The organism is Sulfitobacter sp. EhC04, assembly GCF_001650875.1.
Lineage (GTDB): Bacteria > Pseudomonadota > Alphaproteobacteria > Rhodobacterales > Rhodobacteraceae > Sulfitobacter.
The window spans coordinates 20844-45995 of record NZ_LXYI01000016.1 but is presented as its reverse complement, the minus strand read 5'-3'; the positions used below and the strand labels follow the sequence as shown (position 1 = coordinate 45995).

Below are 25152 nucleotides of genomic sequence, written 5' to 3'. Positions count from 1 at the left end.
ACGCGCAACATGCTGACGAACGACGTATTGGACAAATGGGACCGCGAGAATTTCTTTCACCCGTCCACACATCTGGCGCAGCATGCGCGCGGCGAAAGCCCGGCGCGGATCATCAAGGGGGCCGAGGGCAGTCACATCATCGACCGTGACGGCAACCGCCTCCTGGATGGTTTTGCCGGGCTCTATTGCGTGAACGCGGGCTACGGCCAGCGCGCGATCACCGATGCCATTGCCAAGCAGGCGCATGAGTTGAGCTACTACCATTCCTATGCCGGGCACGGCACCGAAGCTGCGATCACGCTGGCCCGGATGGTGATGGAGCGCGCGCCCGCGCATATGTCGAAGGTCTATTTCGGGCTTGGCGGATCGGATGCGAACGAGACCATCATCAAGCTGCTCTGGTACTATAACAACATCCTGGGCCGACCGCAGAAAAAGAAGATCATCAGCCGCTGGCGCGGCTATCACGGCTCGGGGCTGATGACCGGCTCGCTGACCGGGCTGGGGCTGTTCCATGCCAAGTTCGACCTGCCGATGGCGGGGGTGCTGCATACGGTCGCGCCGGATTATTTCCGCCGCGAGAATCTTGACCAGACCGAGGCGGAGTTTGTGGCGCATTGCGTGGCAGACCTCGAAGCGATCATCGACCGGGAAGGGGCCGACACCGTCGCGGGCTTCATCGGGGAGCCGGTTCTGGGCACCGGGGGCATCGTGCCGCCGCCCGCAGGCTACTGGGATGCGATTCAGGCGGTGCTGCAAAAGCATGACATCGCGCTGATCGCAGACGAGGTCGTGACAGGCTTCGGGCGTCTGGGCAGCATGTTCGGGTCCGATCACTACGGGCTGAAGCCGGATTTCATCACCATCGCAAAGGGCCTGACCTCGGCCTATGCGCCGTTGTCGGGTTCCATCGTGTCCGACAAGGTCTGGAAGGTGCTTGAGCAGGGGACGGATGAAAACGGCCCGCTCGGCCACGGCTGGACCTATTCCGCACATCCCATCGGGGCGGCGGCGGGGGTCGCGAACCTGCAGGTGATCGAGGACCAGAAGCTGGTCGAGAATGCCGGAACCGTGGGTGCCTATCTGCACGGCAAGATGCAGGCGGCGCTTGGCGACCATCGCCATGTGGGCGACATTCGCGGGGCAGGGATGCTCTGTGCGGTTGAACTGGTCGAGAATCGGGGCGACCGGGCATTCTATGATCCCGCGAAGAAAATAGGCCCCCAGGTGGCCGCCGCACTGCTTTCAAAGGGTGTCATCGGGCGCGCGATGCCTCAAAGTGATATCATCGGCTTTGCGCCACCCTTCTGCCTGACCGAAGCGGAGGCAGACGAGATTGTCGCAAAAACGACCGAAACCGTCGTGGAGGTTCTTGGTCCCGCATAAAGAATCATCAGTAGCTTTCGAAGCAGGGCCTTGTTGCACCTGCCCGGTTGCAAAGCTGTGGGGCATGTGGTTGTTTATAAGCCAACCTGTCAAAATGGCAGACACCACCGCTTAAATTGCGGAACAAACATAACACCTGGGGAGGTGCGATTTGTCTGAGAAAGCCACTGGCGGCGATTTCGTCGTGTTCGATCACGTACAGAAAAGTTACGATGGCGAAACGCTTGTGGTCAAAGACCTGAACCTTTCGATAGGCAAGGGCGAATTCCTGACAATGCTCGGGCCATCGGGGTCCGGCAAGACCACCTGCCTGATGATGCTGGCGGGATTCGAGACGGCGACCCACGGCGATATCCTGCTGGACGGCAGTCCGATCAACAACATCTCGCCCCACAAGCGCGGCATCGGGATGGTGTTCCAGAACTACGCCCTGTTCCCGCATATGACGATTGCGGAAAACCTCAGCTTTCCGCTGGAAGTGCGCAAGATGGGCAAGTCAGACCGCGAGGCCAAGGTCAAGCGGGCGCTCGACATGGTGCAGATGGGCTCCTTTGGTGGCCGTCGCCCCGCACAGCTTTCCGGTGGTCAGCAACAGCGCGTGGCGCTGGCCCGTGCGCTGGTGTTCGAACCCGATCTGGTGTTGATGGACGAACCGCTGGGCGCGCTCGACAAGCAGTTGCGCGAACACATGCAGTTCGAAATCAAGCACATCGCAGACGACCTCGGGATCACCGTGGTCTATGTGACCCACGACCAGACCGAAGCGCTGACGATGTCGGACCGCGTTGCGGTCTTTGAGGATGGCCGCATCCAACAGCTTGCTCCGCCGGACGAGCTCTATGAGAAACCCTGCAACAGTTTCGTGGCGCAGTTCATCGGCGAGAACAACACGCTGCAGGGCGAGGTCAAGGAAATCACGAACGGGCTGGCCGTCGTCAAGCTGGACGATGGCAGCCTGATCGACGCGATGCCGGTCAACGTGGACAAGGCAGGCGAGCGCACGCAATTGTCGATCCGCCCGGAACGGGTTGAGTTCAACATGGAGCGTCTCAACCCTGGCGCACATACGTTGCAGGCCGAGGTGCTCGAATTCATCTACATGGGGGACATCTTCCGCACGCGGCTTCGGGTCGCGGGGAACGACAGCTTCATCGTCAAGACACGCAACGCGCCTGACCAGGTCCGCCTGGAGCCGGGACAGACCGTCGAGATTGGCTGGCAGGCAGAAGATTGCCGCGCGCTGGACGCATAGGCGCGCGTGTCATGTCGCAGGCGCAAGCCCGCGATGAACACGAGGCCCGTAACTAAACCCGTTGTTATTGGCCTCATTTGAATGAACGGGAAAAAACTTGGGAGAATACCAAATGAAATTCACCAAAATGCTACTTGCTTCGACCGCGCTCAGTGCTGTCGGAAGCGTTGCCCTGGCACAGGAAATGTCCAACGACATGACCATCGTATCCTGGGGCGGTGCCTACCAGAACAGCCAGTTGAAAGCCTATGTCGAACCCTATCAGGAAATGCACCCCGAAGTGAACGTCGTCTGGGATGAAAGCTCCAACGAAGCCGTGGCCAAGCTGCGCGCGATGAACGAAGCGGGCAACATCACCTGGGATCTCGTTGACGTTGTGGCGTCTGACGCCATTCGCCTGTGCGACGAAGGCCTGGCGATGGAATATGAGCCCAACGAGCTGCTTGCCGAAGGCGACGACGGCACATCGGCAGAAGATGATTTCGGTGACCTGATCGTGTCGGACTGCTATATCCCGCAGATCGTCTATTCGACCACATTCGGCTACCGCACGGATATGGTGCCGGAAGGCGCTGAGGCACCCACCGAAATCTGCTCCGTGTTCGATCTGGAGACATATCCGGGCAAGCGCGCGCTGGAAAAGCGTCCGATCAACAACATGGAATGGGCGCTGCTCTGTGACGGCGTTGCAAAGGACGAAGTCTATGACGTGCTGGCGACGCCAGAAGGTCAGGAGCAGGCGCTGGCCAAGCTCGGCACCATCAAGGATGACGTGATCTGGTGGTCGGCCGGTGCGGATACGCCCCAGCTTCTGGCGGATGGCGAAGTCTTCATGGGGTCGACCTACAACGGTCGCCTGTTCTCGGTCATCGAAGAGCAGGATCAGCCCGTCGGCATGATGTGGGACGCGCAGGTCTTTGACCTTGACGGCTGGATCATTCCCGAAGGTCTGGACGAGGCGCGCCTGAACCGTGTGAAGGACTTCATCAAGTTCGCGACCGACACCCAGCGTCTGGCCGATCAGGCCAAATACATTTCCTACGGTCCGGCACGCCAGTCGTCCGCGCCGCTGGTGCCCGAGGACATGAAGCAGCACATGCCGACCGATCCGGCAAACGCTGGCAACACGTTCCTCTACAACTACGAGTTCTGGGCCGACTATCGCGACGACATCGACGCGAAGTTCCAGGCATGGCTCGCGCAATAAGCTGAACCAGGGCGGGCCATTCTCGGCCCGCCCTTCGCAGGCTGGACCCTTGGTCCGGCCTGCCCAAATTCCCCGCGAAGGACACCCCGATGAGCGATGTGACCGAAAAGACCGCGCCGATCCCCCAGGATTCTCCCGATCAGGGGGCGGGTAAATCCGACGGAAAGATCCGCGCCGCCGACGGTACTTCGTTGAAACGCAGCCTGAATCGCGCCCTGCGGCGTCAGAAGCTGCGCGCGCTGATCCTGATCGCCCCGCTTCTCATCTTTGTTCTTGTCACCTTCATCGCCCCGATTGCGGACATGCTGTTCCGCTCGGTCGAAAACCAGATCGTGGCCCAGACCCTGCCGCGCACCACCGAAGCGCTGGCAGACTGGGAAGCCGGGTCCGGGCAGACCCCCGGCGCGCCGGTCTACAAGGCACTTTACGAAGACATATTCATCGCGCAGGAGCGCAAGCTGCATACCCGCCTTGGTTCCCGGCTCAACTACGAATTGACCGGCGCATCCTCATTGTTCCGCAAATCCGGGCGCGGTGTTGGCGACATGGGCGAGGTCTATCAGGACCAGTTCGAGGACTTCGATGATTTCTGGAAGCAGGGCGAGAACTGGAACGCCTTCCTTGGCTCCGACGAATGGCTGGCCGAGATACTGGCATGGGACAAGGCCTCGGGCGATAATCAACCTGCCTTTGAAATGCGCGAGGGCATCGAAGATCTGTTCCCGCAGACCGCCGCCAAATACGAGATCTTTGCCGACTTCGTCCAGTACGAGGACGAGGACAACCTCTATACGGAAGACCCCTGGGCGCTGATCTATTCCTCGTTCTACGACGACCTGACCGGCCCGACCGCGCAGCAGATCACGGCATATAGCGGCCCCGCCGCCGCACAGATCAAGGCCGCCGCCACTGCCGCCGCAGGCTTCGAAACCGTGGATTACGCCGCTGCTTTCAACGAGGTCGACAACGACTGGGGAGAGATCCCGATCTGGGAGACGATCCAGACCTATTCGGGCCCTTTCACCAACGGTTATTTCCTGAATGCGGTCGATATGCAGAAAAGTCCCGACGGGGCCGAGTTGCGCCCGGAGAACCAGCGGATCTATGGCACGCTGTTCCTGCGGACGCTGTTCATGTCGCTGATGATCACCGGCAGTTGCATCCTGCTGGGCTATCCGGTGGCCTGGCTGCTGGCGAACCTGCCCGCGCGCACCGCGAACCTGCTGATGATCCTGGTGCTGTTGCCCTTCTGGACCTCGCTGCTGGTTCGGACCTCGGCCTGGAAGGTGATGTTGCAACAGCAGGGTGTCATCAACGACACGCTGGTCTGGCTCGGCATTGTCTCTGACGTGAACCGTCTGGCGCTGATCAACAACCAGACCGGCACGATCATCGCGATGACGCACATCCTGCTGCCCTTCATGATCCTGCCACTCTATTCGGTGATGGCGACGATTCCGCCAGCCTTTCTGCGCGCGGCCAAAAGTCTGGGCGCAACGAACTGGACGGCCTTCTGGCGGGTCTACTTCCCGCAGTCGGTGCCGGGCATCGGTGCGGGGTCGATCCTCGTCTTCATCCTGTCCATCGGTTACTACATCACGCCCGAGATCGTGGGCGGTACAACAGGCACGTTCATCTCGAACCGGATCGCCTATCATATTTCCAGCTCGCTCAACTGGGGCCTTGCGGCCGCGCTTGGGGCGATTCTGCTGGCGGTCGTTCTGGCGCTCTACTGGGCCTACGACAAGATCGTCGGCATTGATAACGTGAAACTGGGGGGCTAGGACCATGACTGCACTCACGCCGATCAGCCGCACGCCGGTGTCGTTCTATGTTTCTGTCGTGGCCGCCGCAGGGGCACTTGCGGGCCTCTTTGTCGGGACCGCACAGGGCAGCGGGTTGCTGGGCATCATCGTCGGGGCCATCGCGATGGGCGCGCTGGCATTTGTGCTGACGCAGGTCATCAAGGCCGAAAAGGCTGGCATGTGGGGCTCTGTCGTGCTGCTGGCGATCATCGGTTTCCTGCTGGGTGGTATCCCGGCGCTGGTGATCGGCGCGCTGTTCGGCTGGTTCTTTTCCTGGTTCAGTTTCTGGCTCTACGAAGGCCGCTACAGGCGCAAATTGCCGCCCTATCTGACACCGGGGCAGGTGCTGTGGCACTTTGCCTTCCGGGTGATCTGCGGGGCGATCCTGGTGTTCCTGATCACGCCGATTCTTGTCGTCATGCCATTGAGCTTCAACGCCGAGAACTTCTTTACCTTCACGCCGGAAATGCTGCGATTCGATCCGGCGGGCTATTCGCTGAAGCACTACCGCGACTTCTTCAACAGTTCAGACTGGCAGAACGCGCTGCGCAACTCGGTCATGATCGCACCGGTCGCGACGCTGTTGTCGGTGGGCTTCGGTACGCTGGCGGCCATCGGGCTGAGCCAGCCGCATGTCCCCTTCCGGCGGGCGATCATGGCAATCCTGATCTCTCCGATGATCGTGCCGCTGATCATCTCGGCGGCGGGCATGTACTTTTTCTACAGCCGCATCGGGTTGCAGGGCACCTATATCGGCGTGGTGCTCGCGCATGCGGCGCTTGGCATTCCCTTCGTGATCATCACCGTGACGGCGACGCTGGTGGGCTTTGACCGCTCGCTGACGCGGGCGGCGGCCAATATGGGGGCCTCGCCGATCCGGACCTTCTTCAAGGTGCAAATGCCGCTGATCCTGCCGGGGGTAATCTCGGGCGGGCTGTTTGCCTTCATCACGTCCTTCGACGAGGTGGTGGTGGTGCTCTTTGTGGGCTCAGCGGGGCAGAAGACCTTGCCCTGGCAGATGTTCATTGGGTTGCGCGAACAAATCAGCCCGACCATTCTGGCGGTCGCCACCCTGCTGGTTGTGATCTCTGTCCTCTTGCTGACGACGCTGGAATTGCTGCGCCGCCGGTCTGAGCGGTTGCGGGGCATGTCCCCAAGCTGATCCGCGGCCACAGGACGTCACTCCGGGTGCGCAGCGGCAACTGTCGAACGTTGCGCAGGTTTGGCCCGGTGCAACGGATTTTCCAAATCCGATCAAGGGTCCGCGTCACGCGCCCCCGCCTGGCTTGCTCCTTACGTCACACCAGATTCGAAGCTGTCATTCACTGGGAACTGTACGAACGGCGGCTTTGTCGTGCAGCGCTGGTCCGATTCCAAAGGCCGACGCGGCCCATAGGGCGGGCTGTCTGATCTACTTCGACAAATTCGGAGAAGTGGCTGGGATGGTAGGATTCGAACCTACGGTACACTGTACCAAAAACAGTTGCCTTACCACTTGGCTACATCCCAACGTGAGCCGCTAATTAAGGGCCTTGGACGGTCAACGCAAGACCCGTTTTGGCAAAAATCCTATTCCTCTGTTGCGTTCACATTCAACAGATCGCGCCGCGACAGTTCCGCGCGTTCCTGATCCACGATCTTTTCCAGTTCCTTTTCCGCTGTTGCCTCGACATCCTGTACCGGGGCGGGGGCGGCTGTCTCTTGCTGCGGGGCGTCTGCCCGCCTGTCCTGCGCCGGCGTGGCGGTGCCCGGCAGGTTCTCGATCCGGTAGCTGGGCAGGGGGGCAGAGATGCCCGCCGCGTCAAATGCCGCCAGCGTCAGGCGGATCGCCTCCGACCGGGCCAGCACAATGGAGGTGTCATTCTGGTTGATCCAGGCGGCCATGTTCAGGGTAATCCAGAAATCATCCACCGATTCAATCCAGACCGAAACCTCGGGGCTGTCCAACACGAAGGGCAGGGCGTTCAGCGTGTCCTCGGCCATGTGGCGTGCCTGATCCAGGTCCGCGTCCGAGGCGACGGACAGCGCAAAGGTGAACCGCCGCTCGGCATTGCGCGAGAAGTTCACGATCCGGCTCTTGAACACTGTGGCATTGGGGATGCGGATGTGGTTGCCGTCAAAGCTCAGCAGGATGGTGGCGCGGCTGGTCAGGCGGATGACCTTGCCGGTGTCGCCTTCGATTTCCACCGTGTCATTGGGCCGGAACGGCTGGCGGATCGACAACATGATGGACGCAATGAAATTTTCCACCGTGTCACGCACGGCAAAACCGATGGCGAGGCCGACAATGCCCGCCGCCCCCAGAATGCCCGAGAGCAGTGCTGTCGCCCCGACGATGTCCAGCGCGATGACCAGACCGCTGATGATAAAGAAAAGCCGCACGATCTGCCGGTAGATGTCGGCAATAAACGCATTGGGCGACATCCGGTCCCAGGGCTGTTTGCGCCGGGCGATGAAAAAGCCGAACAGAACGACGGCAAAGAACACCGCCAGGGCAATCATCGCCAGCGGCAAGAAGGCGACAAACTGATAGCCGCGAGATTTGAACCGTTCCACCGCAGGGTTTAGCCGCCGTGCCACATCGGTCGTCTCGAAAACCTCGTTCTCGATGGCCACCACGCCTTCAACCCGGCCGACCAGTTCTGACAGCCGCGTGGCAGACGTCATGTCCAGCGTCGTGCCGCGCAGGGTCACGATCCCCGAGGAGACGGTCACGGAAATGTCCTCGTAGCCGTCCAACTCGCGCAGGATGTCGCGGATGCGGTTGGCAATGGCTGCATCGGATGCGGCATCATCCTGGATCGCGATGGTCCCGGTCGGTTGATCGCTGGTCTGGGCGAGGGTGGCAAAGGGCAGGAAAAGGCAGAACAGAAGGGCAAAAAAGCGCATGATCTAAAATCCGTGGAAGTGCAATTGCACCACCCTATGCCGGTGCCGCTGCCCTGGCAATCATGCGCAAAGGGGGAGGCGACGCAGAATTATGCAAAACACTGCGTTGGATGATCAGGATAATTCCGGCTGTTCAGCTCTGGCAGTCGATCAGAATGGCCCCATTGCGTGCGCCCTTCTCGACAGCTTCATGGGCGGCGGCAGTGTCGGCCAGCGGATAAATCCGCTCGGTCGGGCAGCTCAGCGCGCCATCTTCCAGCGCGTGATGCAGACGGCTGATGGCGGCGTCCCGCTCGGCGGCGGGCAAGAGGTAGATCAGGATGATGTCGATTGTCACCGCCTTGAACAGCAGCGGTCCGAAGGGCAGCACCGGCTGCATCTGCTTGAACGATCCATAGGCCGCGATCCGCCCGTTGGGGGCGATCAACGCGGAGTCCGCCGCGATGTTGAGCCCGAATTCGACCTCCACAATCGTTTCTACAGGGTTGCCGCCGTTGGCCGCCAGCACCTGCCCGGCAAGATCTTCGGCGCGGTAGTCCAGCACCACGTCAGCGCCGGCTGCGGCGACGGCGTCACGGTCAGCATCGCTGCAACTGGCAATCACCCTTGCCCCACCCCATTTGGCAAGCTGCACCGCCAGCAGGCCGACCGTTCCCGCGCCGCCTTGCACCAGCACCGTTTCTCCGGCCACGCCACCGCCGCCGAATACCGCATGGCAGGCGGTCAGTCCGGGAATGCCGAGGTTCGCGCCCACATCAAAGCCGATGCCTTTGGGCAGCGGCACAGCCTGATGGGCGGGCAGGGTGATGTGGCTGGCCGCCGTGCCGTGGCTGCGCTGCCATTGACCATTCCAGATCCAGACAGGCTGGCCGATGCGGGCCTTGTCCACGCCGGGGCCTGTGGCCTCGATTTCTCCGGCACCGTCACTGTGTGGCACGATCAGGGGATAATCGGGTTTGGTGACATCGGGCCGCAATCCTGCGCGCGACTTCACGTCAGAGGGGTTCACGCCGGAAAAGGCCAGCTTCACCCGGACCTCGCCGGGGCCGGGGGATGGGCTGTCGATGTCCCGCTGGCGCAGAACATCACGTGCCGCGCCGAATCTGTCGTAGGTGATGGCCTGCATGTCTGGTCCTCTTTTGGGGCGGTAAAGGGAGTGTGATGCAAAACCGGGACACGGGCAATCAGCGGGCGGGAAAACGCTTGGGCCTGTCGTGATCAGTCGTGGATTTCGGTGGGCGAAACGCCCCAGATCCGGGCCTTGGGCGCCCAGCCCGAAAAACCGCCCGTGCGCAATTCGCACCATTCGGGAATGCATTCGCCCAGCTTTGCCACCACGCCAAGTTCAAGCGCGGCAGAGACCGGCGCATTCGGGTCGGGCCGCACATGCAGCGCCAGCATATCCTGTTCCACCAGCACCGTGCGGGTGCCCGACAGCAGAGAATAATGGACCCAGCCGCCCATGCCGTCGCGGTCCTCCACCCGGCGCCAATGGCCGTGCTCTGCGGTGATCCTGAGTGGCATGTCGCGGCGTTTGAACACCCAGTCGATGCGATGTGACAACGAAGGCCCCCGGCGCACGTTGCCTTCGGTGGCCTTCATCGAGACGAATCTGGGCAGGGGAAGGTTGGTGACGGGCCCGACCCCGTCGGCCAGGGCCGGAGGGCAGAGCACGGGCGCCGTCAGAATCGTCAGTATCACAAACGCCATTGCGGCGCTTTTGAGTCGAAGGATCATGGGTGCTGCCTGCACTGTCTTCTGATTGGTTTTGTTTGCTCTTTTACACCGCGAGGTTCTTGTGCCTCGTCGCTGCTTGGGACACCATGCGCGGGAATATGAAGGTCGCCAAGTCTGGGGAGGACGAAATGTCAAAGAAACGGTTGAGTGTTGTAGTCACGCGACGGTTGCCCGATGCAGTGGAGACGAGGCTGTCCGAGTTGTTTGACGTGACGCTGCGCACTGACGATGCGCCGATGACCCGGTCCGAACTGGCCGAAGCGGTCAAAAGCGCGGATGTGCTGGTGCCGACGATCACCGACACCATCGACGCGGCCTTGATCAGTCAGGCGGGCGAGCAGCTCAAGCTGATTGCGAACTATGGGGCGGGGGTCGACAATATCGACGTGGCAACGGCCCGCCAACGCGGCATTCTGGTGTCCAACACACCCGGCGCGCTGACCGAAGATACCGCCGACATGACCATGGCGCTGATCCTGTCGGTGACGCGCCGGATGCCCGAGGGCATGGCCCTGATGCAAAAGGGCGACTGGGCCGGCTGGGCCCCCACCGCGCTGCTGGGTGGCCGGATCAGCGGGCGGCGGCTGGGCATTCTTGGCATGGGCCGCATCGGGCAGGCGGTGGCCACGCGGGCCCGCGCCTTCGGGATGCAGATCCATTATCACAACCGGCGCAGGCTGCATGCCCAGACCGAGAGCAATTTTGACGCGACCTATTGGGAAAGCCTGGATCAGATGGTGGCCCGGATGGACGTGATTTCGATCAATTGCCCGCATACGCCCTCGACCTTCCACCTGATGAACGCGCGGCGGCTGAAGCTGATGAAACCCGATGCGGTGATCGTGAACACCTCACGGGGGGAAGTGATCGACGAGAATGCGCTGACGCGGATGTTGCGCGCGGGTGAGATCAAGGGCGCTGGGCTGGATGTCTATGAACACGGGACCGACATCAACCCGCGACTGCGGGAGTTGGATAACGTGGTGCTGCTGCCGCATATGGGATCGGCCACGTTGGAGGGCCGGATAGAGATGGGCGAGAAGGTCATCATCAACATCAAGACCTTCGACGACGGCCACCGGCCGCCCGATCAGGTGGTGCCCTCGATGTTGTGACCCGAGGCGGGCGTGATCCGCAGGCGCGGCTGCGCCGCACGCGATCTATTTGGGGATGAGGGACGCTGTTCCTCAAACTCCCTGGGATATTTGGAACCAAAAAGAGAGAGGTGTTGCGCCATGTGGAAAGTGATCTCAGTTCTGACCGTTCTTGCTGCCGGGCCGGTGGCGGCCCAGCAGGTTGCGGATACGGTGGCACCGGAGGCGGCGGGTGCGGGTGTTTTCGAGGATATGGGCCCCGAATATGCAGGCGCGATGGCCGCAAAGGTACAGGGCAAGCCGGTTGTGGCGCGGAACTGGATGGTTGCAGCGGCAAACCCCCATGCGGTCAAGGCCGGGGCCGATGCGCTGGCTGCCGGTGGGACCGCTGCGGATGCGCTGGTGGCGATACAGGTGATGCTGGGTTTGGTGGAGCCGCAAAGCTCTGGCCTGGGCGGCGGGGCCTTTCTGGTCTGGTATGATGCTGCGACGGGCGAGGTGACGACGCTGGACGGGCGCGAGACCGCGCCATTGGCCGCGACCCCGCGCCGGTTTCAGGATGCGGATGGCGCGCCGCTGAAGTTCTTTGATGCGGTGGTCGGCGGCCGCTCTGTCGGGGTGCCGGGCACACCTGCCTTGATGGAGGCGGTGCATGGGCGCTGGGGCAAGCTGCCTTTCGCTGATCTGACCGCGCCAGCAATTGCCATGGCCGAGGAAGGGTTTCCAGTTTCCCCACGTCTGGCGGGGCTGATCGAGGGAGATCGGGAGCGGCTGGGGCGATTTGCCGATACCGCAGCCTATTTCATGCCGGGTGGTGAACCGCTGGCGGCAGGCGACCTGTTGAAGAACCCGGCCTATGCCGAAACGCTGCGGATGCTGAACGGCGGCGCGGCGGCGTTCTATACCGGTGACAATGCGCAGGCGATTGTTGAGGCGGTCAACGGTGCGATGGAAGGGGCGGGGATGCTCTCTCCCGTTGACCTGAGCATTTATCAGGTCAAGGAGCGCGCGGCGGTCTGTGCGCCCTATCGTGGTCATGAGGTCTGCGGGATGGGGCCGCCGTCCTCGGGGGCGGTGGCTGTGGGGCAGATTCTGGGCCTGCTGGAAGGGTATGACCTGAGCGCGGGACCGCAGGATGCGCAGGTGCGCCGTCTGATGGGTGACGCCGCGCGGCTGGCCTTTGCGGATCGCGGACGGTATTTGGCGGACAGCGACTATGTGCCGGTCCCGGTGAAAGGACTGTTGGATGAGGCCTATCTGGCGCAGCGTGCCGCGCTGTTGTCGGGGGATGTGGCGCTGAGCGAGGTGATTCCGGGCGAACCGGAATTCGACCATGCGCTGCACTGGGCGGATGACATCTCGCTCGAACTGCCGTCGACGTCGCATATCTCCATTGTCGATGGGGCGGGCAATGTGGCCAGCATGACCACCACCATCGAGAACGGTTTTGGCAGCCGGATCATGGTGAACGGCTATCTGCTGAACAATGAACTGACGGATTTCTCCTTTAGCTCCCACAGCGAGGGCGTGCCGATTGCCAACCGGGTCGAGCCGGGCAAGCGGCCACGCTCCTCCATGGCACCGACGATTGTTCTGAAGGACGGCAAGCCGGTGCTGGCCGTGGGCAGCCCCGGCGGCAGCCGGATCATCGGCTATGTGGCCGAGGCCATTGTGGGGGTGATCGACTGGGGACTGGACGTGCAGCAGGCCGCCAGTATCCCCCATGCCGTCAACCGGTTCGGGGCCTATGATCTTGAAGAGGGCACAGCGGCGGTCGACCTGACCGGAGCGCTGGGCGAGATGGGCTACGAGGTGGGCAGCCGGGAACTGACCTCGGGTCTGCATCTGATTGCGATTGGTGATGACCTGCAAGGTGGCGCGGACCCGCGGCGCGAGGGCATCGCATATGGACAATAAAGGACCGCGCTTGGCGGAAAAGGGGACGATATGGCACAGATAACCACATTGGCACGCAATGAAGACGGGATTGGATCGGTTCTGGGCGTGCTCAAGCAGCGCTTCGGCGAGCGGTTCCAGACCGGACTGTCGATCCGTGAACAGCACGGCCATACGACCACCTGGATCGAGAATCAGATGCCCGATGGCGTGGTCTTTGCCCAATCGACGCAGGAAGTGTCCGAGATCGTGAAGATCTGCGCGGAACATAAGGTGCCGGTCATCGCCTATGGCACCGGGACGTCACTGGAAGGGCATATCAACGCCCCCGCTGGCGGGATTTCCATCGACCTGTCGCAGATGGACAAGGTGCTTGAGGTCAACGCGGGCGATCTGGATTGCCGGGTGCAGCCGGGGGTGACGCGCGAGGCGCTGAACACCTACCTGCGCGACCAGGGGCTGTTCTTTCCGATTGATCCGGGGGCCAATGCCTCGCTGGGGGGGATGACGGCGACGCGGGCCTCGGGCACCAACGCGGTGCGCTATGGCACCATGAAGGACAATGTGCTGAGCCTGGAGGTGGTGCTGGCGGATGGGCGCATCATGCGCACCGCCAGCCGGGCGCGGAAATCCTCTGCCGGCTATGACCTGACCCGTCTGATGGTGGGGTCGGAGGGGACACTGGGGCTGATCACCGAGATCACCCTGAAGTTGCAGGGCATTCCCGAGGCGATGTCGGCCGCGCGTTGTTCCTTTCCAACGCTGGAAGCGGCGTCGCGCGCGGTGATGGCGACGATCCAATACGGGTTGCCGGTGGCGCGGATCGAGCTGCTGGATGCCTTGGTGGTCAAGGCGGTGAATGCCTATTCCAAGCTGGATCTGCCGGAAACGCCGATGTTGCTGCTGGAGTTCCACGGCTCGGAGGCGGGTGTTGCCGAACAGGCGGAGACCTTTGGCATCCTGGCGGAGGAAGAGGGTGGTACGGGCTATCAGGCCACTGCATCGCTGGAGGAGCGCAACAAGCTTTGGCAGGCGCGGCATGACGCCTATTGGGCGGTGATGGCACTGCGGCCCGGCTGCAAGGCTGTGGCCACGGATGTCTGCGTGCCGATCTCGCGTCTGGCCGAGGCGGTGGCGGCGTCAGATGCCAAGGCGAGGGAACTAGGGCTGATCGCACCGGTGGTGGGCCATGCGGGCGACGGGAACTTCCACGCCTCGCTGCTGCTCGACATGGATGATGCCGAAGAGGTGGCGCGGGCGGAAAGCTTTATCAGTTGGCTGAATGACATGGCGATTGCCATGGATGGCACCTGCACCGGGGAACATGGTGTGGGGCAGGGCAAGCGACCCTATCTGATCAAGGAAATGGGGCCGGAGGCGCTCAGCGTCATGGGGGCGATCAAGGTAGCGCTGGACCCGGACAACATCATGAACCCCGGCAAGATCCTGCCCGCGTGATCCAAAGGCGCGGCTGCGCCGCATGACATTATGGGTGTCTGTGGCGGGCTGAGCCCTTCCCTTGGGCGTTTGCGCCAGTGGCACGAGGGGAAGTGTATATTTGAAGAACAATGAAAGGCAGGGGTGGGCCTGAACCGGCGTATTGGTTTGGTGGATTCGCCGCTTTTGAGCGGTGACGGAAAGCGCAGTCGAAAATTCGCGCGGCGCAGGTCGGTTTTGCGCTGTCTTGCGTCGGCGCGGAATGGTGGAATTCCAGTGCCCTGACTAAAAGGGGGGCAGATCCAGCAGGGGAGCCCCGGACATGAAAACAAACGTCAAAGCACTGGTCGTCGGCGGCGGTGCCGTGGGGACATCCATCGCCTATCATCTGGCGCGCGCGGGCTGGGAAGATGTGATGCTGCTGGAGCGCGACGAGTTGACGTCAGGCTCCACCTGGCACGCGGCTGGGCTTTTGCCCTATTTCAACATGTCCTTCGCGACCACGCATATCCATGACTATTCGATCAAGTTCTACAAGACACTGGAAGAGGAGACCGGCCTGAATGCCGGTTTCGCCGTGGTGGGCAATCTGCGGATGGCGCAGACCGATGCGCGGATGGATGAATACATGCTCTATGCCTCGACCGCGGAGACCTGCGGCGTGCCCTACGAGTGGCTGACGCCGGATCAGATCAAGGCGAAGTGGCCGCTGATCCGGACCGAGGACCTGAAGGGTGCGATCTATCACCAGACCGACGGTTATATTAACCCTGCCGATGTGACCATGGCGATGGCCAAGGGCGCGCGTCAGCGCGGCGTGATGATCGAACGCAAGTGGCAGGCGGATGCCTTCCACTGGAACGGCGAGGCCTGGGAAGTCACCGCGACGAAGATGGTCGAAAAGGGCGGCAACCTTGTGCCGTCCGACGAACAGATCGTCATCACGGCGGAGCATGTGGTGACCGCCAGCGGCAACCACGCGCAGCGTACGGCCAAGATGTTGGGGCTAAAGATGCCTGCGATCTCGGTCGAGCATCAATTCATCGTCATGGACCAGGACCCCGAATTGGTCGAGTTCCGCAAGCAGCCGGGCAATGTCGAGCACCCGGTTATCCGTGACGCCGATGCGCAAAGCTATGTCCGCGAGGAGCGGGGCGGCTGGATTCTGGGCGTCTACGAGCCGAATGCACCTGCGCGGTTCGAATACGGCGTGCCCGACAGTTTCCGCGCCGATCTGTTCCAGTTGGATCTGGACCGGATCGAGGATCAGTACATGGCGATGAACCACCGCATCCCGTCCGCCGAAAACTGCGGGCTGAAGGACGATTTCAACGGCCCGATCTGCTACACCCCTGACGGCAACCCGCTGGTTGGTCCTGCACCGGGCCTGCGCAACATGTGGCTGGCTGAAGGTTTCTCTTTCGGGATCACGGCGGCGGGCGGCACCGGTTATTACCTTGCGCAGCTGATGGTCGAAGGCGAGGCCGAGATCGACATGGCGTCGCTCGACCCCAAACGCTATGGCGACTGGATGACCACCGAGTTCGCCGCGCGCAAGAACGAGGAAGCCTACGAACACGTCTATATCCTGCACCACCCCGACGAAGAACGCCCCGCTTGCCGTCCGCTGCGCACCTCGCCTGCTTATGACCGGCAGGCCGCGCGCGGCGCGCAGTTCGGCTGGGTCAACGGCTGGGAACGCCCGAATTATTTCGCGCCCTCAGGGTTCAACGACCATGACGCGCGCAGTTTCCGCCGGGGTGGCTGGTGGCAATATGCCGTGGAAGAGGCGAAGGCGATCCGCGAGGGTGTGGGCCTGATCGACGCCACAGCCTTTACCAAGCATCTGGTCAAAGGGCCGGGGGCGACGCAGTTTCTCGATTGGTTCACCTGCAACAAGCTGCCCAGCGTTGGCCGTATCAACCTGACCTATGCGCTGACCGGGGCGGGCACCACGCGCACGGAATACACGATCGTGCGGCTGGCCGAAGATGAATATTATCTTGTGAGCGCCGGGGCCTGGACAGCCTATGACAGCGATTACCTGCGCAAGGCGATCGAGGACAAGGCGCCGGAGTTCGGATATATCGAATGCCATGATGTCACCACGCAATGGGGCGTATTTGCCATTGCCGGGCCAAAGTCGCGTGATGTCCTGAAAGAGATCGTCAAGGATGCGGACCCCGACACGGTGTTGTCGAACAAGCGCTTCCCCTGGCTGACCATGCGCAACATTGAGCTGGGCATGTGCCCGGTCCGTGCGATCCGCGTGGCCTATACCGGCGAGCTGGGCTGGGAGCTGCACCACCCGATCGAGATGCAGAACTACCTCTTCGACCAACTTGAGAAAGCGGGCGAGAAGCATGGGATGAAGCTGGTCGGCGCGCGGGCACAGAACTGGCTGCGGCAGGAAAAGAGCTACCGCGCCTTTGGCAATGAGTTGGGCCGTGACGCGACCCCGCTGGAGGCCGATCTGCCGCGCTTTGTCGATCTGAACAAGGAATTTCACGGCAAGCAGGCGATGGCCGATCACGGCATCCGCGCGAAATGCGTGACGGTGCTGATCGACGGGCCGGACGATGCAGACCCCTGGGGCCGCGAAGTGCTTTATGCCGGTGACACGCGCACCGGGCGTCTGACCTCGGGTGGCTATTCGGTGGCCTTCGGCAAGAGCATCGGCATGGGCTATGTAAAGCCGGAACACGCCGAGGTGGGCACGAAGCTGAAGATCAAGATGTTCGATCAGCTTTGGGATGCAGTGGTGGTCGAGGACAGCCCCTATGATCCCAAGAACGCGACCATTCGGGTCGACGGGTGAAGCGTTTCCGCCGCTGTCCACCTCGGCGGCGGCATCTGATGCCGGGGGTCGGAATTTTCGAAAATTCCGGCCCGTTTTCTTCGAAGAAAACGGCTACCGCACCGCGCGGCGCGCAATCCAGGCCTGCCAGTCCGACCGGCTGCCGTTGAAGGCGTTCAGGTCCACGTCGCCGGCAATGCCCGGCACGACGCCTGTGGCGGTGTATTGCCAGAAGCGCCAGGGCTGGCCGGGGTAAACCTCCGCCGGGGTTTTGGCGGTGGACCGCAGCCAGAACTCGTAACCCCGGAACTGGTCCAGGTTGTTTTCGCTGTAGAATTTCGGTGTCGTATAGATGATCGGACGCTGGCCATATTGCGCTTCGACGATCCGCAGCCAGCGGCGCATCTGGTCTCGCACTTCAGCCCCCGGCGGGCGCACCGTGGCGCAGGTCGGTGAGAAGGGGTTCCATTCCATGTCCAGCACCGGGGGCATCATGCCGGGGGTGCGCGGGACGTTTCGGATGAACCAGCGGGCCTGATCCTCTGGCGAGGTGCAAAAGTAGTAGAAATGATAGGCACCACGCGCCACGCCAGCACTGCCCGCCGCACGCCAGTGTTCCTCGAACCCGGAATCCAGCAGGTCGCCGCCCTCTGTCGCCTTGATGAAGGCAAAGTTTACGCCGCTGGCCCGCGCGGTGCCCCACTCAATGCTTTTCTGGAAGCGTGCGGCGTCGATCCCGTGCACGGCAAAGGCGGCAGGGCGTGGTGTGTTGAAAGAGGCAGGATCGCTGTCGCCGAAATCCGGCGCAAACAGAACGCCGGGTGGGGCGGGCGGCACGCCTGTGTCGTGCGCCCCGCAGGCGGCGAGGGCCAGAAGGCAAAGCAGGGAAAGGCGGCGGAGCAGGATCATCAGGCTGGCTTTCTCGCGACAAGGGCAAGGTTGTTGGCGGGCATCCCGACACAGTGGGCCGGTTCCAGACCAGAGTTGCCCAGCCAGCCCGCAACTTCAAGATCGTCCTTGTAGCCAATCAGCGGATCGGCGCCGCGCAATTCTGCGTCGAACCGGCGGTCGCCCTCACTGATCAATTCACCCGATCGCTTGAACGGCCCGTAAAGGACAAAGACCCCGCCGGGGGCAAGGGCTGCTGCCACGCCGTTCAGCACCTGACGGCCTTCGGCGTCGGAAATCAGGTGCAGCAGGTTCACCAACACGATCAGGTCGTATGGACCGCTGTCTGCGTGCCAATCGGGCGCACTGGCGTCGAGGTGCCGCACAGGGGCGACATTGGCCAGCCCCGCCTCTGTCACATGGGCGTCGATGCTGATGCGGCGGGCCGGGTCGATTTCGGTTGGTTGCCAATGCAGGCCCGGTAGGGCGCGGGCAAAGACCACCACATGCTGTCCCGTGCCGCTGGCAATCTCCAGCGCGCGGCCTGTGGCGGGCGCATGTTGTAGCAAGACAGCGCAGATCGCATCGGCATTGCGCGCGGCGGCGGGGGCATGCAGCTTGCCACTCTCCTGCGGATCAGCGACGCTGGCAGTGGGCGGCAATTTGCGGATCATCCCCGGAACCTGTCCGGTGTGAGGCTGGCCACCACGTCGCCGGGCATCGCAGGCGCGCGGCCCATCACCAGATCGGCGAGCAGTTGCGAGGCGGCCGGTGCCGTCTGAAACCCGTAGCCGCCCTGCGCCGCGCACCACACAAAGGTCGGGTCACCCGGTTCTGGGCCCAGCACCAGCGCGCGGTCCGGGGAAAAGCTGCGCAGTCCGGCCCAGGACGTGAGCAGCCGGGTGACCGGCTCTGTCACAATGGCCTCGTAGCGCGCCAGCCCTTCAGCCAGTACCATGTCATCGGCCCAGGCGTCATGCGGGTCCACCGGATCTTCCTCTGCCGGGGAAACCAGCAGCGCGCCCGCGTCGGGCTTGGCGTACCAGGTCTCGCCCACGCCAAAGAACATGGGCCAGCGGCTGACGTCATGACCGCCGGGTGCTGGCAGCCGCGCCATGGAACGACGATGTGGGACGATGCCGATGGGGGCGATCCCGGCCATCCCGGCGATCTGATCGGCCCAGGCCCCGGCCGCGTTGACCAGCCGGGTGGCACTATGGTTGCCCTTGGGTGTGCTGACCTGCCAGATTTCACCCTGCCGACTGATCGCCGAGACAGGCGCATCGGTGATGACGGCACCGCCATTGCGGCGAATCTCGCGGGCGAAATCCTGCATCATCCGGTCGGTGTCGATGTCATAGGCTTCTTCGTGATAACCCGCGTACGCCAGCTGTTCCGGGTCTAGGATCGGCACCAGCTCCAGCGCCCGTTCCAGACTGATCGGTGCGATGCCCAGCGTTTCGGCGTCTTTCTCAAATGCCGCGTGTTCATCGGCGCGGGCTGCCAGCAGGAAACCGCGCGGGCTGAGATAGCCGCCGTTCGCATGCCAGTGATAGTCGGCGCTGGCCTTGTTCAGCGCGACCGTGCTGGGCAGGCCGTAGTTCTGCTCGAACAGCGCGGCAGAGCGGCCCGATGCGTGAAACCCAAGTGCCGATTCGCTCTCCAGCACGGTCACCTGTGCATCGGCAGACAGACGCGCGCCTGCGGACAGGCCGGCGATGCCGCCCCCGATGATGACGATATCCCTCATGTCTGTTCCTCCAGCCGATCCGTGGCGGGTGGCGGCGTCGGGCTGAGGGCACTCAGCCGGGCATAAAGTTCACCCGACATTTCGAACTGCATCGCCGCCAGCGAGGGCTGCAATTGTTCGACCGATCTGGCCGAGATGATCGGGCTTGGTCCCGTCGGATGCCGCGCGGCCCAGGCCACTGCCAGCGTGGCGGGATGCACGCCCGTCTCCTGCGCGATTTCGGTCAGGCCCTGGGCAGCGTCATGCATCTGCGCCTGTCCATAACGCGCGGCATAGCGGTCATCCTCGCTGAGCCTGCCGGTGCCGCCAGCACCGTATTTCCCGGTCAGCAGCCCGCCGCCCAATGGCGAATAGGGGGCCACGAGAATGCCCAGATCATCCGCCATCGGCAGGATCTCGACTTCGGCCTGCCGTTTGACCAGGTTATACATCGGCTGGATCACCGCGACTGTCAGGTCAAAATCCGCAGCGACACCCGCTGCCTTCACCACTTGCCAGGCGGCAAAGTTGGAAAGGCCGATGTGGCGGATATGGCCCTTATCCCTGAGTTGCGCGAAGGTTTCGAAGCTTTCGGCCATGTCGGTGTCTGGATCGAAACGGTGCAGATAGAGCACGTCGAGCGTGTCCAGCCCCATCCGCTTGCGCGAGGTTTCGGCAGAATTCAGGATATTGTCGCGGCTCGCACCGCCGGAGTAGGCTGCCTTTGTCGCGATGATCAGGTCGTCGCGACGGCTGCCCAGGAACCGCCCGAGCAAGGTCTCCGACGCGCCGTCGGTATAGACATGTGCCGTGTCGAAATGGGTGATGCCCGTCTCGATACAGGCCTCGAACATTGCGGCGGAGGCGGCGTCATCCGCCCGCCCGCCGAATTGCATGGTGCCAAAGGCAAGGCGGCTGGCGGGGGTGCCATTCAGGCTGGTCAAAGTTTGTTTCATGACTGCTTTGGTGGCATGGAGAAAGGCCCGGCGCAATGGCCGCTTTGCAGGGCGTTCAGCCCGCCCTCATTCGCCGCCTTTTTCCGTTGCACGCTGATAGGCCGGACGGCCATGGATCATATCGACGAACCCCTTGAGCGCCGGGAACTCCGCGCCGCGGTCCATGCGCATGGCGATCTCTGCCGGGAAGCTGAGCATGATGTCGGCGGCAGACAGCCGGTCCAGCACGAAATGGCCCGAGGGGCGCACGAGACTGTTCATATAGGCGAAATGGCTGGTCAGTTCCTCAGAGATGCGCGGATGCAGCGGCGCGCCCGCTTCGCCCAGGCGACCGACATAGAGGTTCAGCAGAATCGGCGTCATGGCAGAGCCTTCGGCGAAATGCATCAGTTCGAGATGGCGCAGGTAGGCGTCATCGTCCCGGGGGGGAATCATCTCGGGGGCGAACCGGGCGCAGAGCACTTCGGTGATTGCGGCGCTTTCGGTGATCAGCTTGCCGTCGAGTTCCACCATCGGCGATTTGCCCAAGGGGTGCATGCTGCGCAGTTCCGGCGGTGCCAGGTTGGTTTTGGCGTCCCGCTTGTAGTGGGCGATGGTATAGGGATGGCCGATTTCCTCAAGCAGCCACAGAATGCGATGCGAGCGGGAGCGGTTGAGGTGGTGGACGTGGATCATGATCTGGCCTTTCGCGACGGTTCCGGGGCCAGTGTAACGGGTGGTCGCAAAAGGAAAAGCGCGAAGCGGTGCTGTGATCCGGCGGACGCGGCTGACGCCGCGACGTCATGTCGAGTGGGTGCGGCGCGCTGAGCCCGAAGCATCGACCGGACATCCGGCCGTGTGGGCATGCAGGTGTATTTTCCGGAACAATGAAACGAAAAAGGAGGCAGGTGTGGTGACCTGCCTCCTTGCGTCGGGATTTGGCCGCGTTATTGCGGAATGTCGCCTTCGATGCCTTCGACATAGAAGTTCATACCGGCCAGCGTGCCGTCATCGGCTGTATCGCCTTCGGCCAGCCAGGCGCTGCCGTCCTGTTTGTTGATCGGCCCGGTGAAGGGGTGATAGTCGCCCGAGGCGATGCTGTCTTTCAGTGCCAGCGCCTGTTCCTTGACTTCGGCGGGCACCGCATCGGTGATCTCGCCGATGCCGACCATGCCGGGCCCGATACCGTCCCAGGTGTCGGTCGATTCCCAGGTGCCGTCCATCACCGCCTTGGTGCGCGCGATATAATAGGGCGCCCAGTTGTCGATGATCGACGAGACCCGCGGTTTGGGCGCGTATTGTGCCATGTCGGAGGCCTGACCGAAGGTGATTACGTTGCCGGCTTCCTGGGCCGCGGCCTGGGGCGCGGTGGAATCGGTGTGTTGCAGCACCACGTCCGCGCCCTGTTCGATCAGCACCTTGGCGGCGTCCGCTTCCTTGGCGGGGTCAAACCATGTGTAGGCCCAGACGATCTTGAACTGGACGTCCGGGTTCACTTTCTTGGCATGGATATAGGCAGAATTGATGCCCCGGATCACTTCGGGGATCGGGTAGGAACCGATATAGCCGATGATGTTGCTTTTGGTCATGGAGCCCGCGATGTGGCCCTGGATGGCGCGGCCTTCGTAGAAGCGTGCGGAATAGGTCGAGACGTTGTCGGCCCGTTTGTACCCGGTGGCGTGTTCGAACTTCACATCCGGGAATTTCTTGGCGACGTTGATCGTGGGATCCATATAGCCGAAGGATGTGGTGAAGATCAGGTCGGCACCGTCCAGCGCCATCTGTGTCATCACGCGCTCGGAGTCCGGGCCTTCGGCGACGTTTTCGACAAAGACGGTTTCGACCGCATCGCCGAATTCCTCTTCGAGGGCCAGGCGACCCTCGTTGTGTTCGTAGGTCCAGCCGCCGTCGCCGACAGGGCCGACAAAGACGAAGCCGACCTTGGTCTTGTCCTGCGCAAGCGCGCCGGTTGCCAAACCGGCGGCCAGTGCCGCAGTTGTCAGGAGTTTCGTGAGTTTCATGTGAGTTCCCCGTTTGATGCCCTTGTCGGGCTGAATTGGCCCCTATTGAGAGGCATGGAAAGTGCGGCCAAGGGAGGCAGGTGCCGCCGATTTGTCCGCTGACAGGATCACCAGCACGATGATCGTGATGAGATAGGGCGACATTGCCAGATACTCCACCGGAATGGCAACGCCCGCGCCCTGCAGATTCAACTGCAATTGTGTGATGCCGCCGAAAAGATAAGCACCCAGCAACAGTCGCCATGGTTTCCAGCTGGCAAAGACCACCAGCGCCAACGCAATCCAGCCGATGCCGGCGGTCATGCCTTCGGTCCATTGCGGCACCCGGATCAGGCTGATGTAGGCCCCGCCAACGCCCGCGCAGGCCCCGCCGAACATGATGGCAAGGGTCCGGATGCGCTTGACGTGATAGCCCAGCGCATGGGCGGCATCATGGCTTTCGCCCACGGCGCGCAACACCAGCCCCGCGCGGGTGAACTTCAGCACCGCCCAGGTGGCCGCGACAAGCGCGATGCCAAGGTAGAGGATGATGTCATGGGTGAACAGGATCGGGCCGATCACCGGAATATCCGCCAGCGGGCCAAAGTCGATATCGCCCAGGCGCGGCGGTTTCACCCCGACATAGCTTTGGCCCAGAAGCGCCGAGAGCCCGAGCCCGAAAAGCGTAAGCGCCAGGCCGGAAGCGACCTGATTGGCCAGCGCGATCTGGGTGAGGAAGGCAAAGAGCAGCGACAGCAGCGCCCCGCCCGCCGCGGCGGCGGCAAAGCCCAGCAGGGGTGATCCGGTTTCCACTGCAACAGCAAAGCCGCAGATCGCCCCGGTGATCATCATGCCCTCGACCCCGAGGTTCAGCACGCCGGATTTCTCGACCACCAACTCACCGATGGCGGCAAAGATCAGGGGCGTTGCCGCGACCAGGAAACCGGCGACGAAGAGGATCGGGTTGATTGCAGAAAGGTCCATCATGCCACCTCCGTCCGGCCAGGGCGCAGCCGGTAATTTGTCAGCAGGTCAAAGGCGAGCAGGAAGAACAGCAACATTCCCTGGAACACCTGGATGGCAGCGGCAGGCAGACCCAGCTGCGATTGCGCGATGTCGCCGCCGATATAGGTCAGCGCCATCAGCCCGCCCGCCAGCAGGATGCCGATCGGGTGCAACCGCCCCAGAAAGGCGACGATGATCGCGGTAAAGCCATACCCCACGTTGAAATCAATCGTCACCTGGCCCGCAGGCCCCGCAACTTCGAACAGCCCGGCCAGACCGGCCAGCAGCCCCGATGCGCCAAGGCAGAACAACACCAGCCGCGTCGGGTTCACACCAGAGAAACGCGCGGCGCGCGGTGCCTCACCCGTGACCCGGATGGCAAAGCCAAGGCGGTGTTTGGTCAGCAGCACATAGGCAAAGATCACCGCGATCAATGCCGCCACCACACCCCAATGCATGCCCGATCCCTCGATCAGGTCAGCGTTGAAGGCGCTGTTGTATTGCTGCAGGTTGCGGCTGCCCGGAAAGCCGAAACCTTCGGGGTTTTTCATCAGCCCCAGTGACATGGAGGCAAGGAACTGTTCTGCCACATAGACCAGCATCAGCGAAACGAGAATTTCATTGGTGCCGAACTTGACCTTCAACAATGCCGGGATCATTGCCCATAACCAGCCGCCAAAGGCCCCGGCCAGCACCATCATCGGAAAGACGATGAAACTCTCCATCGGATAGAACGCCAGCCCCACGCCCGCACCAAACAGCGCGCCCATGATGTATTGCCCTTCCGCCCCGATGTTCCAGATACCCGCCTTGAAGCCCAGGCTCAGCCCGATGGCGATCAACACCAGCGGCGCGCCTTTGATCAGCAGTTGCGGACGATAGTAAAAGGCGAATTCGCCGAACAGCGGCTGCCAGAAGATCGTGATGATCGAGGTGACAGGGTCCTTGCCCAGCACGGCAAACATCAACCCGCCAAACACCATGGTTGCCAGCACCGCCAGCAGCGGCGTGGCCAGTGAAAAGGCCCGGCTTGGCTGCGGTCGCTTCTCCAGCCGGATCATGCGCCGCCCCCTGGCTTCATTGTTCCCAAAATAC

20 protein-coding genes and 1 tRNA gene are annotated in these 25152 nt (G+C 62.5%); 9 read left to right on the top strand and 12 right to left on the bottom strand.

Going from position 1 to position 25152, the window contains the following annotated elements; translation table 11 throughout:
• Positions 1-9 precede the first annotated feature (9 nt).
• The 5 genes from A8B82_RS08130 (at position 10) to A8B82_RS08110 (ending at position 6812) form a co-directional block, all read left to right on the top strand.
• Positions 10-1386, top strand: a complete 1377-nt coding sequence (locus A8B82_RS08130; RefSeq protein ID WP_067290634.1) for an aminotransferase class III-fold pyridoxal phosphate-dependent enzyme — start codon at positions 10-12, stop codon at positions 1384-1386.
• A 151-nt stretch (positions 1387-1537) separates the two neighbouring features.
• Positions 1538-2638, top strand: a complete 1101-nt coding sequence (locus A8B82_RS08125) for an ABC transporter ATP-binding protein (RefSeq protein WP_067290632.1) — start codon at positions 1538-1540, stop codon at positions 2636-2638.
• Between the two features lie 112 nt (positions 2639-2750).
• A complete protein-coding gene (locus tag A8B82_RS08120) occupies positions 2751-3845 on the top strand; it encodes an extracellular solute-binding protein (protein WP_067290629.1) in 1095 nt (364 codons plus the stop codon).
• Positions 3846-3934: 89 nt separating this feature from the next.
• Positions 3935-5629, top strand: coding sequence for an ABC transporter permease (locus tag A8B82_RS08115; RefSeq protein ID WP_067290625.1), 1695 nt, complete (start codon positions 3935-3937; stop codon positions 5627-5629).
• 4 nt (positions 5630-5633) lie between these two features.
• The gene (locus A8B82_RS08110) at positions 5634-6812 is read left to right on the top strand and encodes an ABC transporter permease (protein ID WP_067290623.1); all 1179 of its coding nucleotides are present in this window, start codon (positions 5634-5636) and stop codon (positions 6810-6812) included.
• A 272-nt stretch (positions 6813-7084) separates the two neighbouring features.
• Here A8B82_RS08110 and A8B82_RS08105 read toward each other — a convergent pair.
• The 4 genes from A8B82_RS08105 to A8B82_RS08090 form a co-directional block, all read right to left on the bottom strand.
• Positions 7085-7159 (bottom strand) — tRNA-Gln (locus tag A8B82_RS08105).
• Between the two features lie 60 nt (positions 7160-7219).
• Positions 7220-8539 (bottom strand): mechanosensitive ion channel family protein, encoded by a 1320-nt coding sequence (locus tag A8B82_RS08100; RefSeq protein WP_067290620.1) that lies wholly within the window; start codon positions 8537-8539, stop codon positions 7220-7222.
• 133 nt (positions 8540-8672) lie between these two features.
• Positions 8673-9665 carry an NADPH:quinone reductase gene (locus tag A8B82_RS08095; protein ID WP_067290618.1) on the bottom strand — a complete coding sequence of 331 codons (993 nt, stop codon included), beginning with the start codon at positions 9663-9665 and terminating at the stop codon, positions 8673-8675.
• Positions 9666-9757: 92 nt separating this feature from the next.
• Positions 9758-10249, bottom strand: a complete 492-nt coding sequence (locus tag A8B82_RS08090) for an SH3 domain-containing protein (protein WP_138069708.1) — start codon at positions 10247-10249, stop codon at positions 9758-9760.
• A gap of 155 nt (positions 10250-10404) precedes the next feature.
• Here A8B82_RS08090 and A8B82_RS08085 point away from each other — a divergent pair, with 155 nt between their 5' ends.
• The 4 genes from A8B82_RS08085 (at position 10405) to A8B82_RS08070 (ending at position 17521) form a co-directional block, all read left to right on the top strand.
• Complete coding sequence (locus tag A8B82_RS08085; RefSeq protein WP_067290720.1) at positions 10405-11391, top strand: 2-hydroxyacid dehydrogenase; 987 nt, start codon at positions 10405-10407, stop codon at positions 11389-11391.
• Positions 11392-11511: 120 nt separating this feature from the next.
• Positions 11512-13287, top strand: coding sequence for a gamma-glutamyltransferase (gene ggt, locus A8B82_RS08080; RefSeq protein WP_067290612.1), 1776 nt, complete (start codon positions 11512-11514; stop codon positions 13285-13287).
• Between the two features lie 30 nt (positions 13288-13317).
• Entirely contained in the window at positions 13318-14724 is a 1407-nt protein-coding gene (locus tag A8B82_RS08075; RefSeq protein ID WP_067290609.1) for an FAD-binding oxidoreductase, read from the top strand.
• A gap of 301 nt (positions 14725-15025) precedes the next feature.
• Positions 15026-17521, top strand: a complete 2496-nt coding sequence (locus tag A8B82_RS08070) for a GcvT family protein (protein ID WP_067290602.1) — start codon at positions 15026-15028, stop codon at positions 17519-17521.
• A 93-nt stretch (positions 17522-17614) separates the two neighbouring features.
• Here the strand turns inward: A8B82_RS08070 and A8B82_RS08065 are convergent, their stop codons facing one another.
• The 8 genes from A8B82_RS08065 to A8B82_RS08030 all read right to left on the bottom strand — a co-directional run bounded on the left by A8B82_RS08065 (position 17615) and on the right by A8B82_RS08030 (position 25118).
• Entirely contained in the window at positions 17615-18409 is a 795-nt protein-coding gene (locus A8B82_RS08065; protein WP_067290600.1) for a glycoside hydrolase family 25 protein, read from the bottom strand.
• Positions 18409-19062, bottom strand: coding sequence for a DUF938 domain-containing protein (locus A8B82_RS08060; RefSeq protein ID WP_067290598.1), 654 nt, complete (start codon positions 19060-19062; stop codon positions 18409-18411). Before A8B82_RS08060 ends, A8B82_RS08065 begins: the two co-directional genes overlap by 1 nt.
• Complete coding sequence (locus A8B82_RS08055; RefSeq protein WP_067290597.1) at positions 19059-20138, bottom strand: NAD(P)/FAD-dependent oxidoreductase; 1080 nt, start codon at positions 20136-20138, stop codon at positions 19059-19061. Before A8B82_RS08055 ends, A8B82_RS08060 begins: the two co-directional genes overlap by 4 nt.
• A complete protein-coding gene (locus A8B82_RS08050; protein WP_067290718.1) occupies positions 20135-21073 on the bottom strand; it encodes an aldo/keto reductase in 939 nt (312 codons plus the stop codon). Before A8B82_RS08050 ends, A8B82_RS08055 begins: the two co-directional genes overlap by 4 nt.
• 66 nt (positions 21074-21139) lie before the next feature.
• Positions 21140-21748, bottom strand: coding sequence for a glutathione S-transferase family protein (locus A8B82_RS08045; protein ID WP_067290594.1), 609 nt, complete (start codon positions 21746-21748; stop codon positions 21140-21142).
• Positions 21749-21999: 251 nt separating this feature from the next.
• Complete coding sequence (locus tag A8B82_RS08040; RefSeq protein ID WP_067290593.1) at positions 22000-23073, bottom strand: BMP family ABC transporter substrate-binding protein; 1074 nt, start codon at positions 23071-23073, stop codon at positions 22000-22002.
• A 42-nt stretch (positions 23074-23115) separates the two neighbouring features.
• Positions 23116-24036, bottom strand: a complete 921-nt coding sequence (locus A8B82_RS08035; RefSeq protein ID WP_067290591.1) for an ABC transporter permease — start codon at positions 24034-24036, stop codon at positions 23116-23118.
• Positions 24036-25118 (bottom strand): ABC transporter permease, encoded by a 1083-nt coding sequence (locus A8B82_RS08030; RefSeq protein WP_067290590.1) that lies wholly within the window; start codon positions 25116-25118, stop codon positions 24036-24038. Before A8B82_RS08030 ends, A8B82_RS08035 begins: the two co-directional genes overlap by 1 nt.
• Positions 25119-25152 lie beyond the last annotated feature (34 nt).